The 14,233-nt window shown below is 60.8% G+C and carries 13 protein-coding genes; 7 read left to right on the top strand and 6 right to left on the bottom strand.

Annotation, left to right across the window (positions count from 1 at the left end; translation table 11 throughout):
* Positions 1–16: 16 nt before the first annotated feature.
* On the bottom strand, positions 17–1,057 hold the full coding sequence (locus AGR2A_RS14715; protein ID WP_072494816.1) for a dipeptidase: 1,041 nt from the start codon (positions 1,055–1,057) through the stop codon (positions 17–19).
* 231 nt (positions 1,058–1,288) lie between these two features.
* Here AGR2A_RS14715 and AGR2A_RS14710 point away from each other — a divergent pair, with 231 nt between their 5' ends.
* The 7 genes from AGR2A_RS14710 (at position 1,289) to AGR2A_RS14680 (ending at position 9,196) form a co-directional block, all read left to right on the top strand.
* Positions 1,289–2,884 (top strand): ABC transporter substrate-binding protein, encoded by a 1,596-nt coding sequence (locus tag AGR2A_RS14710; protein ID WP_004443523.1) that lies wholly within the window; start codon positions 1,289–1,291, stop codon positions 2,882–2,884.
* Between the two features lie 2 nt (positions 2,885–2,886).
* The gene (locus AGR2A_RS14705; RefSeq protein WP_034498671.1) at positions 2,887–3,900 is read left to right on the top strand and encodes an ABC transporter permease; all 1,014 of its coding nucleotides are present in this window, start codon (positions 2,887–2,889) and stop codon (positions 3,898–3,900) included.
* Positions 3,897–4,799 carry a nickel transporter permease gene (gene nikC / locus AGR2A_RS14700; protein WP_004443520.1) on the top strand — a complete coding sequence of 301 codons (903 nt, stop codon included), beginning with the start codon at positions 3,897–3,899 and terminating at the stop codon, positions 4,797–4,799. The genes AGR2A_RS14705 and nikC overlap by 4 nt, the downstream gene beginning before the upstream one ends.
* A gap of 3 nt (positions 4,800–4,802) precedes the next feature.
* A complete protein-coding gene (locus tag AGR2A_RS14695) occupies positions 4,803–5,633 on the top strand; it encodes an ABC transporter ATP-binding protein (RefSeq protein WP_072494815.1) in 831 nt (276 codons plus the stop codon).
* Positions 5,630–6,370, top strand: coding sequence for an ABC transporter ATP-binding protein (locus tag AGR2A_RS14690; protein ID WP_072494814.1), 741 nt, complete (start codon positions 5,630–5,632; stop codon positions 6,368–6,370). The genes AGR2A_RS14695 and AGR2A_RS14690 overlap by 4 nt, the downstream gene beginning before the upstream one ends.
* 212 nt (positions 6,371–6,582) lie before the next feature.
* Entirely contained in the window at positions 6,583–8,094 is a 1,512-nt protein-coding gene (locus AGR2A_RS14685) for a serine hydrolase domain-containing protein (protein WP_072494813.1), read from the top strand.
* 205 nt (positions 8,095–8,299) lie between these two features.
* A complete protein-coding gene (locus AGR2A_RS14680) occupies positions 8,300–9,196 on the top strand; it encodes a LysR substrate-binding domain-containing protein (protein ID WP_072494812.1) in 897 nt (298 codons plus the stop codon).
* A gap of 55 nt (positions 9,197–9,251) precedes the next feature.
* On the opposite strand, the gene AGR2A_RS14675 is transcribed toward AGR2A_RS14680, so the two are convergent.
* From AGR2A_RS14675 to AGR2A_RS14655, 5 genes are all read right to left on the bottom strand, one after another.
* Positions 9,252–10,118 carry a D-amino-acid transaminase gene (locus AGR2A_RS14675; RefSeq protein WP_072494811.1) on the bottom strand — a complete coding sequence of 289 codons (867 nt, stop codon included), beginning with the start codon at positions 10,116–10,118 and terminating at the stop codon, positions 9,252–9,254.
* A 20-nt stretch (positions 10,119–10,138) separates the two neighbouring features.
* Positions 10,139–11,197: a P1 family peptidase gene (locus AGR2A_RS14670; RefSeq protein WP_072494810.1), complete on the bottom strand. Its 1,059-nt coding sequence runs from the start codon at positions 11,195–11,197 to the stop codon at positions 10,139–10,141.
* A gap of 142 nt (positions 11,198–11,339) precedes the next feature.
* Positions 11,340–12,299, bottom strand: coding sequence for a sugar kinase (locus AGR2A_RS14665; RefSeq protein ID WP_072494809.1), 960 nt, complete (start codon positions 12,297–12,299; stop codon positions 11,340–11,342).
* Positions 12,300–12,319: 20 nt separating this feature from the next.
* Complete coding sequence (locus tag AGR2A_RS14660) at positions 12,320–13,378, bottom strand: ABC transporter ATP-binding protein (protein ID WP_072494808.1); 1,059 nt, start codon at positions 13,376–13,378, stop codon at positions 12,320–12,322.
* A gap of 32 nt (positions 13,379–13,410) precedes the next feature.
* Positions 13,411–14,232: a carbohydrate ABC transporter permease gene (locus tag AGR2A_RS14655; RefSeq protein WP_169538611.1), complete on the bottom strand. Its 822-nt coding sequence runs from the start codon at positions 14,230–14,232 to the stop codon at positions 13,411–13,413.
* Position 14,233: the final 1 nt, after the last annotated feature.

The raw sequence follows: 14,233 nt of genomic DNA, 5'->3' as shown, positions 1-14,233 counted from the left end.
AAACTTTATTTCTGCCTCACGCGCCCCAGGTCTTTTCCAGCACCCGAATCCAGTTGCCGTGGCAGATTTTGGCAAGCGCCACGTCGTCATAACCGCTCTTGCGCATCGCTTCGACCAGCAATTGCAGATCGGCCGCATCCTTCATGGCGGCGGGTATGGTGGTGCCGTCGAAATCCGAACCGAGCGCCACGTGATCGATGCCGATGCGGTTCACGATGTAGTCCACATGGCGGACGAGTTCGTTGAGATCGGTATCCGGGTTCTTCACGCCGTCCTGACGCAGGAACAAGACACCAAAGTTGATGCCAGCGAGGCCACCCGTATCGCGGATGGCATCCAGCTGACGATCCGTCAGGTTGCGGCTGTGGTTACAGATTGCGTAAGCGTTGGAGTGTGATGCCACCAGCGGTGCATCCGATATCCTGGCGATGTCCCAGAAACCCTGTTCGTTCATATGCGACAGGTCGACCATGATCTTCAGTTCGTTGCAGGTCTTTATCAGCCGCTTGCCGGCATCCGTCAGGCCCGGGCCGATATCCGGTGTTGAGGGGAAACGGAAGGGAACGCCGTAGGCGAAGATGTTCGGGCGGCTCCAGACCGGTCCGAGTGTGCGCAGGCCCGCCTCGTGAAGAACGTGGAGGGCATCGAGATCAGCACCGATCGCTTCTGCGCCTTCGATATGGAAGACGGAGGCGAAGGCGCCCTCGGCCATGGCCTTGCGGATATCGGCGGCCGTGCGGCAGACCTTCAGCGCGCCCTTTGACTGCTTCTCGGCCCGGAACAAAAGGCCCGCCATGGCAAGCGTCGCCTTCAGCGCATCCGCCTCGGTGGGCGTCGGGTAGTCGCCGTTGGCATCCTTCTCCATGCTGGGCGAAGGTACATAGACGGCGCAGAGGCCACCGGCGAGGCCGCCTTTTTTTGCACGAGGCAGATCGATATGGCCGACGGTATCGCCTTCGATCAGAAGTGTTTCGGGAGAAGCGTTGCCCGATCGCCATAACCGCAGAAGCACGTCATTGTGGCCGTCGAAGACGGGTACGGTTTTTTGATCGGTCATGGTCTCACCTTCGGAAATGGGATTGCGCGGACGCGCCTGCGGACAAGTTTTCGGAATTGGTAGAGGAAAGGTCAAGGCGGGAGCAAATGCAATCCGTGCATAGGCTCTGCCAAATTTGGAATTGGTCGGGCCTCGTTTGCTCGTGGTAATCGCGGGAAAACATAAAAAAAACGACTGGATTGGGGCAAACCCACCATTTTCCGAAAAATAAGGTCCGAAAGGGGATTTTCGATGATTTCAAGACGCAACCTGTTGATTGCCGGCGCCGCCGTTCCGTTCCTGTCCTATGCGCGCATCCCGGCCTTTGCCGCCACGCCGAAGGATATTCTGGTCGTTGCGCAGCAGCTGGACAACATGACGAGCCTTGACCCACATGAAGGTTTCGAGGCTGTCGGCGGTGAAATCATCTCCAACATGTATCAGAAGCTGGTGCGCGCCAACCGCGAGGATTCCACCAAGGTCGATCCCGTCATCGCCAAGTCATGGGAAGCCGATGCGGACAGCAAGGTCTTCACCTTCACCATCGGCGACGACGCGACCTTCTCGAGCGGCGCCAAGGTCACGGCGGAAGACGTTGCCTTCTCGCTGCAGCGCGCCATCAAGATGAACAAGAGCCCGGCCTTCATCATCAGCCAGTTCGGCTTTGCGCCTGACAATGTCGAGACGACCATTGTTGCCGCCGACGAGAAGACGGTGAAGCTGACGACGGCGAGGCCGACCGCCATCTCCTTCCTGCTTTATTGCCTCTCGGCCAATATTGGCGCGATCGTCGAAAAGAAGGTGGTTCTTGCCAATGCTTCCGGTGAAGACCTAGGCAATGGCTGGCTGCAGAAGAACAGCGCCGGTTCCGGCGATTTCGTGCTGCAGGCCTGGAAACCCAGCGAAAGCGTCGCGCTCAACGTCAACCCGAACGGCCCCTACAAGGGCAACATCAAGCGTATCATCCTGCGTCACGTTACCGATCCGTCTTCCCAGCTGCTGATGCTGCAGAAGGGCGATATCGACATTGCCCGTGACCTGACCTCGGAGCAGCTGCGTACCGTCAAGGACGACGCCAATATCGAGCTGGAGCGCAAGTCCATCGCTTCGCTGGTGCTGATCTCGCTCAACCAGGGCAATGAGAACCTTGCGAAGCCGCAGGTCTGGCAAGCGATCAAGTGGGCGCTGGACTACAAGGGCATGCAGGAAAACATCGTGCCGCTGACGCACGAAATCCACCAGAGCTTCGAGCCGAAGGGCTTCCCCGGCGCCGTCAACGACATTCCGTTCCAGCGCGATGTCGAAAAGGCCAAGGCACTGATGGCCGAAGCCGGCCTTGCCGATGGTTTCGAAATCAGCATGGACCATTATTCCGCCCAGCCTTATCCGGATCTGGCGCAGGCCATCCAGGCAAACCTCGCCGATATCGGCATCAAGGTACGCCTGCAATCGGCCGAGAACCGCCAGGTTCTGACCAAGATGCGCGCCCGCGAACACCAGATGGCGCTGTCGGCCTGGGGCACGGATTATTTCGATCCGCATTCCAACGCCGATGTCTTCAACATCAACAAGGACAATGGCGACGACGCCAAGTCGAAGCCCTTCCTGTGGCGTTCGCGCTTCAAGAACGACGACTTTGCCGCCAAGGCGGAAGCCGCGCGTGACGAGAAGGATCCTGCAAAGCGCGTGGAGCTTTATGAAGCCCTGCAGCGCGAGCACATGGAAAACAGCCCCTTCGTGTTCATGTTCCAGACCACCAAGACGGCAGCCTTCCGCAAGGGCGTTTCCGGTTTCGAACTCGGCGTTCTCTCCGAGGGCAATTCCTACCACGATGCGAAGAAAGCGTGACATTGAACAAGCGCGTTAAAAGCATATCGTCGATACTGAGCAGCGTCCTCCTGACGCTGTTCGGTTTGATGATCATCACATTCATGATCGGGCGCGTCATGCCCGTCGATCCCGTCATCGCGGCGGTCGGCGACAATGCGCCCGAAGACGTCATCGTGCGGGTCCGGGCCGAAATGGGTCTCGACCAGCCGCTGGTCGTGCAGTTTTTCCATTATGTCACGCAGGTTCTGCATGGCGATTTCGGCAATTCGATCCTGACCCGCAATCCGGTCTGGATCGATATCAAGCGCGTTTTCCCCGCCACCTTCGAACTTGCCACCGCAGCGCTCATTCTTGCCGCGCTGATCGGCATTCCGCTTGGTGTCTGGGCCGCCGTCAAGCAGGGCAAGCTGACGGATCAGGTCATCCGCGTCGTCTGCCTTGCCGGCCACTCCGTGCCGGTCTTCATGCTGGCGCTTATTTCGCTGCTCGTCTTTTACGCCACGCTTGGCGTCGCACCGGGGCCCGGGCGTCAGGACATCATCTATGACGGCATGATCACGCAGGTTACCGGCCTGATGACGGTCGACACGCTGCTTGCGGGCGACTGGGACGCCTTTTACGACGCCATCGCCCATATGGTGCAGCCCGTCTGCATTCTCGCCTATTTCAGCATGGCCTATATCACCCGCATGACGCGCGCCTTCATGATCGACGCGCTGAAGGGCGAATATGTCATCACCGCCCGCGCCAAGGGGCTTTCTGCCATGACCGTGATCTGGGGACACGCCTTTCCGACGGTCGCCGTGCAGCTCGTCACGGTTCTCGCGCTCACCTATGCCGGCCTTCTCGAAGGCGCCGTGGTGACGGAAACCGTCTTCAGCTGGCCGGGCCTTGGTCAATACCTCACCGTCTCGCTCATGAACGCGGACATGAACCCCGTCGTCGGAGCCACCCTGTTGATCGGCTTCATCTATGTCGCCCTCAACCTGCTCGCAGACGTGCTTTACAGAGTTATGGATCCTCGCGTTCGATGATGTTAGCTAATTTCAGAAACTGGGCGCTGGATGAAACGCCGCATTCGCGAACACAGGCTGCCTGGGGCAACCGGTATCGCATCTGGCTCAACCTCAAGTCCAATCCGCTGGCGGTGGTCGGTCTAACGATCATCGTCCTCTTCATCGCGCTGTCGCTGCTGGCGCCGCTGCTCGCTCCCTACGATCCGGCGACGCAGAACCTCGGCAACCGCCTGGCGTTCCCGAGCGCCGAGCACTGGTTCGGCACGGACGAACTCGGCCGCGACATTCTCTCGCGTATTCTCTACGGTGGTCGCGTCACGCTTGGCATGGTCATTGCCGTCGTCGTTCTCGTCGCCCCCATCGGTCTCGCCATCGGCTGCATCGCCGGATATTTCGGCGGCATCGTCGATACGGTGCTGATGCGCGTGACGGACGTGTTTCTAGCGTTTCCGCGGCTCATCCTTGCGCTGGCCTTTGTCGCGGCGCTGAAACCGGGCGTCGAAAGCGCCATTCTCGCCATCGCGCTCACCGCCTGGCCGCCTTATGCGCGTCTGGCCCGCGCCGAAACCATGACGGTGCGCGGCAGCGACTTCGTCGCGGCCTATCGCCTGACCGGTGCTTCCGCCTGGCGCATCATCGCCCGTCATATCGCGCCGCTCTGCGTGCCGAGCCTTATCGTTCGCATCACGCTCGACATGAGCTCCATCATCATCACCGCCGCCAGCCTCGGCTTCCTCGGCATGGGCGCGCAGCCGCCTTCGCCGGAATGGGGCGCGATGATTGCGACAGCCAAGCGCTTCATCTTCGAACAATGGTGGGTCGCCACCATTCCCGGTATCGCCATCTTCCTCGTTTCGCTCGCCTTCAACTTCCTCGGCGATGGCCTGCGCGACGTTCTCGACCCGAAGGGACATTGAGCCATGCTGGTCGAAATCGAAAATCTGAAGATCGCCTTCCAGACCCGCACCAGCCGCTTCGAGGCGGTGCGTGGTGTCTCCATGAAACTCGGCACTGAAAAACTCGGCATCGTCGGCGAATCCGGTTCCGGCAAGAGCCTGACGGCCCGTGCGCTGATGAAGCTCCTGCCCTCCAATGCCGATATCCGCGCCGACAAGCTCGCCTTCGATGGCATCGACGTGCTGTCCGCCAGCGAAAGGCAGATGCGCCAGATCCGCGGCAAGCGGGCCGGCTTCATCCTGCAGGACCCGAAATATTCGCTGAACCCGGTGAAGACTATTGGTGCGCAGGTGGCCGAAGCATGGCGCACCCACAAGGGCGGCAGCAAGCGAGCCGCCATAGAAGCGGCAATCGCGCTGCTCGATCAGGTGAAAATCCGCAATCCGCGTCAGGTCGCCTCGTCCTATGCGCATGAGGTTTCAGGCGGCATGGGCCAGCGCGTGATGATCGCCATGATGCTCGCGCCCGATCCGGAATTGCTGATCGCCGACGAGCCGACGAGTGCGCTCGACGCCACGGTGCAGGCGGAAATCCTGCGGCTGATCGAGGAGCTGGTGTCGGAGCGGGGCATGGGTCTTATCCTCATCAGCCATGACCTGCCGCTCGTTTCGCATTTCTGCGATCGTGTTGCGGTGATGTATTCCGGCCGGGTGATGGAGGAGCTGAAGGCTTCCGAGCTTCTGAAAGCCCAGCATCCTTATACGCAGGGACTTTTGAACTGCATTCCCTCGCTGACGCATCCGCGCGAGCGTCTTCCCGTTCTCAACCGTGATGCAGCGTGGTCCAGCCAATGATCGACGTCGAAAACCTCCGTATCAAGTTCGGCGACCGCGAAGTGGTGAAGGGCGTCTCCTTTTCGGTGGAAAAGGGCGGCAGCTTCGGCATCGTCGGTGAAAGCGGCTCGGGCAAGTCCACCATCCTGCGCGCCATGGCCGGCCTCAATGAAAGCTGGGAAGGGCGTATCGCCTTTGCCGGCAAGGATGCCCCTCTGCGTCGTACGCCGGAATTCTTCCGGCAGGTGCAGATGGTGTTTCAGGACCCCTACGGGTCGCTGCATCCGCGCCAGACCATCGACCGTATCCTCAGCGAACTGCCGCTGGTGCATGGGATGGACAATATCGAAAAGCGCATCCAGCAGGCGCTCTCGGATGTGGCGCTGCCGCAGGCGGTGCGGTTCCGTTTTCCGCATCAGCTTTCCGGTGGCCAGCGCCAGCGCGTGGCGATTGCCCGCGCCTTGATCGCCGATCCGCAGGTGCTGCTGCTTGATGAGCCGACGTCGGCGCTCGATGTGTCGGTGCAGGCGGAAATCCTCAACCTGTTGCAGGACCTGCGTGCCGCGCGCAACCTCACCTATATTCTCGTCAGCCACAATCTGGCTGTCATTGCGCATCTTTGCCCGCACGTGGGCGTGATGTTGAATGGGGAGATGGTGGAGCAGCTGAGCGCGGGTGATCTGCGCGAGGGACGGACAAAACATCCGCATACGGAAGAGCTGCGTAGCCTGAGCATCCGGCTGGAAGAGCCGGCCTGAGTCCACGCGACCATGGATCGAGCGGGTGCCGCTCGCTTCTTCTCCCCGGCGGGGAGAAGTCCGCGGCAGCGGGATGAGGGGCCAGCTCTCCGCATATCGCTGGCGTCGCCCCCTCATCCAGCCCTTCGGGCCACCTTCTCCCCGGCGGGGAGAAGAAGCAAGCGGCGGTGCCGAGGCTTTTCTGTAAAGACGACGAGATAAGAGACCAAACCATGCCACAGCAACTCGACTGGAACGCCGCGTCAGCCCTTTCAGAGACCTTCGTCTCGCAGTGGACAGGCAACGAGCCGGGCGGGGCGGTCATCGGTTTTGATCTCGATGGTATCCGTTTTACCCATGCCGGCGGTGTCGAGAGCCTCTCGACCTTTGCACCATTCACCCCCCAGAGCGTGGTACGGTATGCCTCAGTCACCAAGCATGTCTTTTGCGCCATGGTTCTGGCCCATGCGGATCTGATCGGTCTCGATGATCCGCTCGGCAAACATCTGCCGGAGCTGCAATCGCCGCTGCGCGACGTCACGGTCGGGCAGGCGCTGGATATGAGCGGCGGCCTGCCGGACACGCGCGAGTGTCTCTCCTTGCTTGGGCTTTCCGTCTATACCGAAACGAAGGCCGGACCGCTTCTCGAATACCTGTCCCGGCTGACCCGGCTGAATTTCGATGCCGGCAGCGAGGTGTCCTATTCCAATACCGGTTACCGTCTGGTGGAAGCGGCGCTGGAGCGCCGGGGTTTCCGTTTCGACGATTTCGTGCAGACGCAGATTGCCGCGCCGTTCGACGTGTTTCTGAAAGCGCCTGACGTCTGGAACGATCCGGTCAACGGCCTGGTGCCGGGTTACTGGAAGTCTGAAGAGAACTGGCAGCTTTCTGCTGCCGGACTGCATATCTCCGCATCCGGCAGCCTTGCAGGCAGTGCCGACGCGCTGGCTCGCTGGCTGCAGGGGCTGATGCGGGGCGAGGGCAGCTTTGCGGGTGTTCTCGACAGGCTTTCGGCTGAGCGGCCGATCGCCGACGGGCGGATGAGCGAATATGGCCTCGGTCTGCGCTGGTCGCATTTGGGCGGCCGCCGGTTTGTCGGCCACGGCGGTTCTCATCCCGGCTACAAAACTTACTTCCTGCTCGATCCCGAAAACGGCACGGGATTCGTCGTGGTGTCCAATCGCGAAGATACCAACGGTTTCAAGATCGCGCTTGAAAGCATGGCGGCTTTGACCGGCCTGCCTTTGCCCAAGCCGGCCGCCAACCTGCCGGAAGGCCTCTATGTCACCGAAAGCGGTCCGTGGTGGCTGGAGATCAAGGGCGGCACATCCACCTTCATCGATGGCGATGACACGCTCTATGAAGATGTCGATGGCTGGGTTTCTTCCCGCTCCGCATCGTCGCCCATGCGTCTCAGGTTAGATGGCGATGCCATCGTCGGCGAGGCCGGTCATGCCCCGCGCCGTTTCCTGCCTGTCGGGGAGCATACGGTGCCGGATGATCTGTCGGGGTCGTGGCGTTCGGATGAGGGCGCTGAATTTTCGATCAACGGCTCCTCACTGACGATGGGTATCGGCCCCGTCCGCCGCAGCATGCCCTTGAAGGCGCTCGGCAATGGCCGTTTCCTCTTCACGCTGATTGATGGGCCATGGACGAAGCGTGTCTGCCTCAATCGTCTGGGGGACGACCGGATCGAGCTGGTTTGCAGCCGGGCGCGGATGATTGAATATTCACGGAGCCGCTAACGAGACCGAGGCCAACTCCCGCCGCGCGCCACATGCTCGGACCTCTCCAGAGGATGTGCAAGCCGAGGGATGACGAGAATGGGGCTCGGGCTATTTCCTCAACAGCCTGAAACCTTCTAACGGGTTTCAATCAGCTCCTATTCCTCCTAATAAAGAGCCGTGTTCCCGGCAGGCCGGGATGGCATCTTTGTGGGAGAACAGACCCTTGGAAGTCAAATGGCTCGAGGATTTCCTGGCGCTGGCCGGAACGCTGAATTTTTCGAAGGCGGCGGATGAGCGGCATGTGACGCAATCGGCTTTCAGCCGGCGCATCAAGCAGCTGGAAGCCTGGGTGGGCGCGACGCTGGTCGACCGGGCATCCTATCCTTCCCGGCTGACAGAGGCGGGGGCGAAATTCGTGCCTGTCGCCCAGGAAACGCTGAAACAGCTTTACCACGCACGGCGCACGCTTCTTCAGGAGGAGGGGGCGGATGCCAGGACGGTGCGGCTGACAGCGCTGCATACTTTATCCTTCACCTTCTTTCCGGATTGGCTGAAACGTGTGAACGAGAAGGCGGGGCCGCTGTTTTCGGTTCTGCGGCCCGATTCCGGCAGCATGGAGGAAAACCTCAATTCACTGGTGGACGGGCAAAGCGATTTCCTTCTGACCTATGCCCATCCCGAAGTGCCGATGTTGCTCGATGCGCAGCTTTTCGAATTCCGCGTGCTGGGCGCGGAAAAGATCATTCCCGTTTCAGCGCCCGCAAAAGACGGTTCACCGCTGCACGCGCTTCAGCAAGGTGCGAAAAAACCCTTCGCTTATCTGGATTATGAAAAAGCGTCGTTCTTCGGGCCTTTGCTTCGCGATCTTCTGAGCGCGCGGCTGCCGCAATTCGAGCGGGTGCATGAGGGCAGCATGTCGGTGGGGCTGAAGGCCATGGCGATGGCCGGCTGGGGTGTGGCCTGGGTACCGGAAAGCCTGATGCGGCACGAGCTTGATAGCGGTGCTCTGGTGCGGGCTGCAGACCCGACCTACGATATCGCGGTCGATATCAGGCTCTATCGCTCCAAGGAGAACCGCCGGCCCGTTGTCGAGCGCATCTGGGCGGTTCTCGAAGACTAGAGCATTTCCGGCCGCGGTTCTCCGACCGGAAATGCGATAAACAAAACGCGTTCGATCAGATCGCCGTGCGGCGTGCGTTTTCGAGGTAGAGCGCGCGCAGGCGGCTTACCATCGGTCCGGGCTTTCCGTTGCCTACCGGCTTGCCGTCGATCTTCGTGACCGAAACCACGAAGTTGGAGGCGCTGGTCAGGCAGGCTTCATCGGCATTCAGCGCCTCTTCCAGCGTGAAGGGGCGTTCCTCCAGCGTGAAGCCTGCTTCCTTTGCCAGTTGCAGGGCGGCGAGGCGGGTGCAGCCGGGCAGGGTCTTGTTGCTGTTGCCGCGGGTGATGATCTTCTTATCGGCGGTGACGATATAGGCGGTGGAGGACGCGCCTTCAGTGACGAAACCGTTCTCGATCATCCACGCCTCGTCACAGCCTTCGGCCTTGGCGATGCGCTTTGCCATGACCTGCGGAAGCAGGCAGACGGTCTTGATGTCGCGACGTTCCCAGCGCTGGTCGGGAACCGACTTGACGGCGATCCCGACCTCTTCGACCGGAGTGCCGATCAGCTTCTTCGCCTGGGTGAACATGACCAGCGTCGGCTTCAGATCGGCAGAGAACAGGAAGTTGCGATCTTCCGCACCACGCGTCAGCTGCAGATAGATCATGCCTTCGACGAGATTGTTGTCGGCGACCAGGCGACGTTCGGCCTCGACGATCTCGCCGGTCGTGACCGGCAGGGCGACATCGATCTCGCGGGCGCTGCGTTCCAGCCGCGCCATATGCAGGTCGCTGTCGATCAATTTGCCTTCCAGAACGGAGGTGACCTCGTAGATGCCGTCGCCAAACAGGAATCCTCGGTCGAAGATGGAAAGGCGGGCGTCCGCTTCGGGCAGGAACTCGCCGTTGACGTAAACGATGCGACCGGATGGGCTAGTCATGAAAACTCCGTCTGGAAAAGTCAGGCTGAAAGAAGGGTTTTGAGGGTGTCGATGGAAATGGCTTCGACCGTGGAGATCTTGCCGGTGCCGGCATTGAAGCCGGTTGTCGTTTCTGCTGCGCAGAGCGAATTGAGGATCGCTTCCTCCGTCGCCTCTATCGTGGCTTCGAAGAGCGGCGAGATCGCGTCGTTGGAAAGCTCGGGGTAGTCCGTAACGGCCTTGCGGCGCGCAGGCGTGCGGCGCAGGCGCTGATCGGTGGAAAATGCCAGCGCATAATCACCGGAGCCATTGCTGAGTGCCGCACCCGTGCGGGCAAGTCCGCCGAAGCTTCTGGCCGCCACGCGCTTCAGATTGCGGGAGGAGAGCGGCGCATCAGTGGCGACAATGATGACGATCGAGCCATCCTTGTCCTTATGATCAGGGCTGACATAGGGCTTGCCGCAGACCAGCAGACGCCCGCCGTAGTTGGACTGGACGAGAATGCCGATCGTGTAGGTTTCGCCGGCAATCGCAACGCGGCGGGATGCGGTGCCGATGCCGCCTTTCATGCCGAAAGCCACCGTGCCCGTTCCGGCTCCCACACCGCCCTCCGCCACCGGGCCTGCGGCAGCGTTTTTTAGCGCAGCCGAGATTTCCTCGACGGTCGGGCGGCCAGCGCGGATGTCGTTGAGGCGGGAATCGTTTGTCTCGCCTACAACGGCATTGATCGAGACGACTTTCTCATTGCCCGGCTGTGCCAGCGTATGGCGGTTGATCGCCTCGATGGCACGACCGGTTGCCAGCGTATTGGTGAGGATAACTGGCGTTTCGAGTTCGCCCAATTCCTCAATCTGGGTTGAGCCTGCAAATTTGCCGAAGCCGTTATAAACGGCGAAGGCGGCGGGCACCTTGTTCTGAAACAGGTTGCCGCCATGCGCAAAGATCGCGGTTGCGCCGGTGCGGATCGTCCCGCCTTCTATCACTGTGGAATGCCCGATGGTCACGCCCGCGACATCGGTGATGGCGTTGAGCGGGCCAGTTTCGAAATGGCCGGGCCGGAAACCGATATCGCGCAGTCTCGGGCGGGTCGTCTGATGCATCGGGCGATCACTTTTGCGGAATGCGGGCTGAAATTGGGACGTGTGCGGCTTGTGAAAAGCTTTGCTTGTCCGAACGTTAGCCTAGTTCGCCGGGAAACGGCATCGCAAAAATGGAATAGTTTTATGCGGGCATTGGATGCAGTCAGGAGGCGCGTAGCGCGGGTTCGCCTTCACGCTCCAGCCATTGCCGCATGGCCTCCTCGGTCTCTTCGCGGGTCGGTGCGCCGGCCCGGCCGCCGAAGACCGTGCATTTGAGCGCGGCAGCGACGGAGGAGAGGCGGATGGCGGCGCGGCTTTCCATGCGCTCAGCCATTGCGAGCGCAAACGTGCCGTGGAAAATATCGCCCGCCGCCAGTGTGTCGACTGCTTCGATGGACATCGTCTCCTGAAAATGCACCGTGGGATCATCGGGCTCGGTCCACCAGCAACCGGCTGGTCCGGCGGTAACAGCGATGAAGGTCTCAGGGTAGCGAGCATGCAGCACCGGCAGCATGTCTTTCACCGTTTCAAGCCCCGTCAGCCGGGCAGCTGCGGGTTCGGAAAAGACGATATGACTCGCGGCTGGCGCAAGCTTCTCAAGGATTTCGACGGGTGCAACGTCTCCATCGAGAATCGCGGGTTTGCCAAGCGTGCGCGCCACCGTGAGCACATCAAGCGCCAGTTCCGGCCAGCGCACATCCACCAGAACGGCGTCGAAAGGCGCGATGTCTTGCGGCGTGCACGACCGCTTCTTCTCGTGCAGCCGGTGATCGTAGAACGGCACGATCAGCCGCTCTCCCCTGTTATCGATGATAATCGTTGACAGGGCCGAGCGTGCGCCGGTCGCGACCGTCATACCGCTCGTGTTGATGCCGCTTTCGCTAAGATCGCGAAGGATACGGCTTCCGGTCTCATCGTCGCCCACCGCTCCCCATAGGCTGGCGCGGCCGCCCATGCGATGCACGGCATAGGCAGCGCTGGACGCCATGCCTTCGGCGATCTGCAGCATTTCATAGGGCAGGACCTTGCCTTCACCCTTTGGCATGTCGTGAACGCGAAACAGGGTGTCGAGCACGGCTGCCCCCACGCAGAGGACATGCTTGCCGCCCTGATTGTCTGCCATGCTGCTCACTCCTGCCGTGGTCAAAGACGCTTGCCGCTGTCTTTGTCGAACAGATGCACCGTTGCCGGATCGATGGCAATGTGGATCGTATCGCCGAAGCGGACATTGAGGCGTTCGCGGAACAGGCAGGCGATGTCGTCGCCCTTGCAATCGAGTTTGGCATAGATTTCCGATCCGGTGCCTTCGACCAGTTCGACCCGGCCTTCGATGCCGGTCTCGGCCGCGCGGATATGTTCGGGCCGCACGCCGTAGACCAGGTCTCGGCCGCCGAGCTTGCCGATATCGGCATGGGCGGGCAACGGCAGACTAAGGCCCTTGGCAGTGCGGAAGACGCCTTCTTCGACCCGGCCGCGAATGAAGTTCATGGCGGGTGAGCCGATGAAGCCGGCAACGAAGAGGTTGGCGGGATTGTCGTAAAGTTCGAGCGGCGCGCCGATCTGTTCGATGACGCCATCATGCAGCACCACGATCTTGTCGGCCATGGTCATGGCCTCCACCTGGTCGTGTGTGACGTAGATGGTCGTCGTGCCGATGCGCTGGTGCATGGCCTTGATCTCGCCGCGCATCTGCACGCGCAGCTTGGCATCGAGATTGGAAAGCGGTTCATCGAACAGGAAGACCTGCGGGTCTCGCACCAGCGCGCGGCCCATGGCGACACGCTGGCGCTGGCCGCCCGAGAGCTGGCGCGGATAACGGTCGAGCAGTTTTTCCAGTCCCAGAATGGCGGCGGCCCGGTCCACCTTGGCCTTGGTTTCCTCGGCACTCACCTTCTTCAGTTTCAGCGCAAAGCCCATATTGTCCTTGACCGTCATGTGTGGATAAAGCGCGTAGTTCTGGAAGACCATGGCGATATCGCGGTCGCGGGCGGGCAGGTGACTGACCTCGCGCGGGCCGATATGGATTTCGCCATCGCTCAGCTCTTCCAGCCCTGCAATCATGCGCAGCAGGGTGGATTTGCCGCAGCCGGAAGGACCGACGAGGACGACGAATTCGCCATCCTTGATGTCGATATCGATGCCGTGGATGACGTTGACGGAGCCGAAGCGCTTCTGGACGTTTTGGATATTGACCGGTGCCATGTGCAGGTTCCCGTATTTATTTGTTTGATGGTTCAGCCGCCCTTGACGGCGCCGGCGGTCAGGCCCGCCACGATCTGTTTCTGTGCGAACATGGTGAGCAGCAGCACTGGCAGCGTCACAATCAACGCGGCTGCAGCCAGCGGACCCCAGCTCACCTGTTCGAAGGACAGCATGTTGTAGACCGCGACCGGCAGGGTGCGGGTTTCACGGCTGGCCAGCACGATGCCGAAGACGAAGTTGTTCCACGAGAAGATGACCGCCAGAATGAAGGAGACGACGATGCCGGGCTTGGCGATCGGTAGCGCCACGAGGCGAAACACCTGCCAGGAGGATGCGCCATCAATGCTTGCGGCCTCTTCCAGCTCCTTCGGTGTCGTCTCGAAATAACCGATCATGATCCAGACGACGATCGGCACCGTCACGACAAGATGGATGATGATCTGCGGCCAGAGCGTGCCGAGCAGGTTCAGCCATTGGAACAGCAGGAACAGCGGAATGAGGAAAGAAAGGCCGGGTGTCATGCGGGCGATCATGATGACGACCGCCGACTTTTCCGCCTTCAGCCGCGCGATGCCGTAACCGGCGGGTACGCCGATGACGAGCGCCAGAATGGTGGCCGCCCCTGTCACGAGAACCGAATTCCAGAAATAGAGGAAGAAATTGTTCTCTTCGAACACCTTCACATAGTTCGACCAGGCGAAGCGTTCGGGAATGAGGATCGGCGGGTAGGCGCCGTTGTCGATTTCATATTTCAGCGACAGCGAGATCATCCAGATGAAGAACAGGATGACCGGCGAAATCATCACCAGCGCCACGAAGAACAGGCCGAGCCGGTCGAGATTTCTGCGTTTCAGG

Origin of the sequence: Agrobacterium genomosp. 2 str. CFBP 5494 (assembly GCF_900013495.1) — a bacterium.
In the GTDB taxonomy this organism is placed as follows: Bacteria; Pseudomonadota; Alphaproteobacteria; order Rhizobiales; family Rhizobiaceae; genus Agrobacterium; species Agrobacterium pusense.
The sequence above is the reverse complement of the archived record's forward strand: the minus strand, read 5'-3'. Positions and strand labels throughout refer to the sequence as shown.

What these genes read in the sequence shown, in the direction of transcription:
- AGR2A_RS14685 (WP_072494813.1), top strand. Translation starts at nt 6,583, where the DNA reads ATGCCACAGCAACTCGACTGGAACGCCGCGTCAGCCCTTTCAGAGACC.
- AGR2A_RS14660 (WP_072494808.1), bottom strand. Translation starts at nt 13,378, where the DNA reads ATGGCACCGGTCAATATCCAAAACGTCCAGAAGCGCTTCGGCTCCGTC.
- AGR2A_RS14675 (WP_072494811.1), bottom strand. Translation starts at nt 10,118, where the DNA reads ATGACTAGCCCATCCGGTCGCATCGTTTACGTCAACGGCGAGTTCCTG.
- AGR2A_RS14715 (WP_072494816.1), bottom strand. Translation starts at nt 1,057, where the DNA reads ATGACCGATCAAAAAACCGTACCCGTCTTCGACGGCCACAATGACGTG.
- AGR2A_RS14710 (WP_004443523.1), top strand. Translation starts at nt 1,289, where the DNA reads ATGATTTCAAGACGCAACCTGTTGATTGCCGGCGCCGCCGTTCCGTTC.
- AGR2A_RS14690 (WP_072494814.1), top strand. Translation starts at nt 5,630, where the DNA reads ATGATCGACGTCGAAAACCTCCGTATCAAGTTCGGCGACCGCGAAGTG.
- AGR2A_RS14695 (WP_072494815.1), top strand. Translation starts at nt 4,803, where the DNA reads ATGCTGGTCGAAATCGAAAATCTGAAGATCGCCTTCCAGACCCGCACC.
- nikC (WP_004443520.1), top strand. Translation starts at nt 3,897, where the DNA reads ATGATGTTAGCTAATTTCAGAAACTGGGCGCTGGATGAAACGCCGCAT.
- AGR2A_RS14670 (WP_072494810.1), bottom strand. Translation starts at nt 11,197, where the DNA reads ATGCATCAGACGACCCGCCCGAGACTGCGCGATATCGGTTTCCGGCCC.
- AGR2A_RS14665 (WP_072494809.1), bottom strand. Translation starts at nt 12,299, where the DNA reads ATGGCAGACAATCAGGGCGGCAAGCATGTCCTCTGCGTGGGGGCAGCC.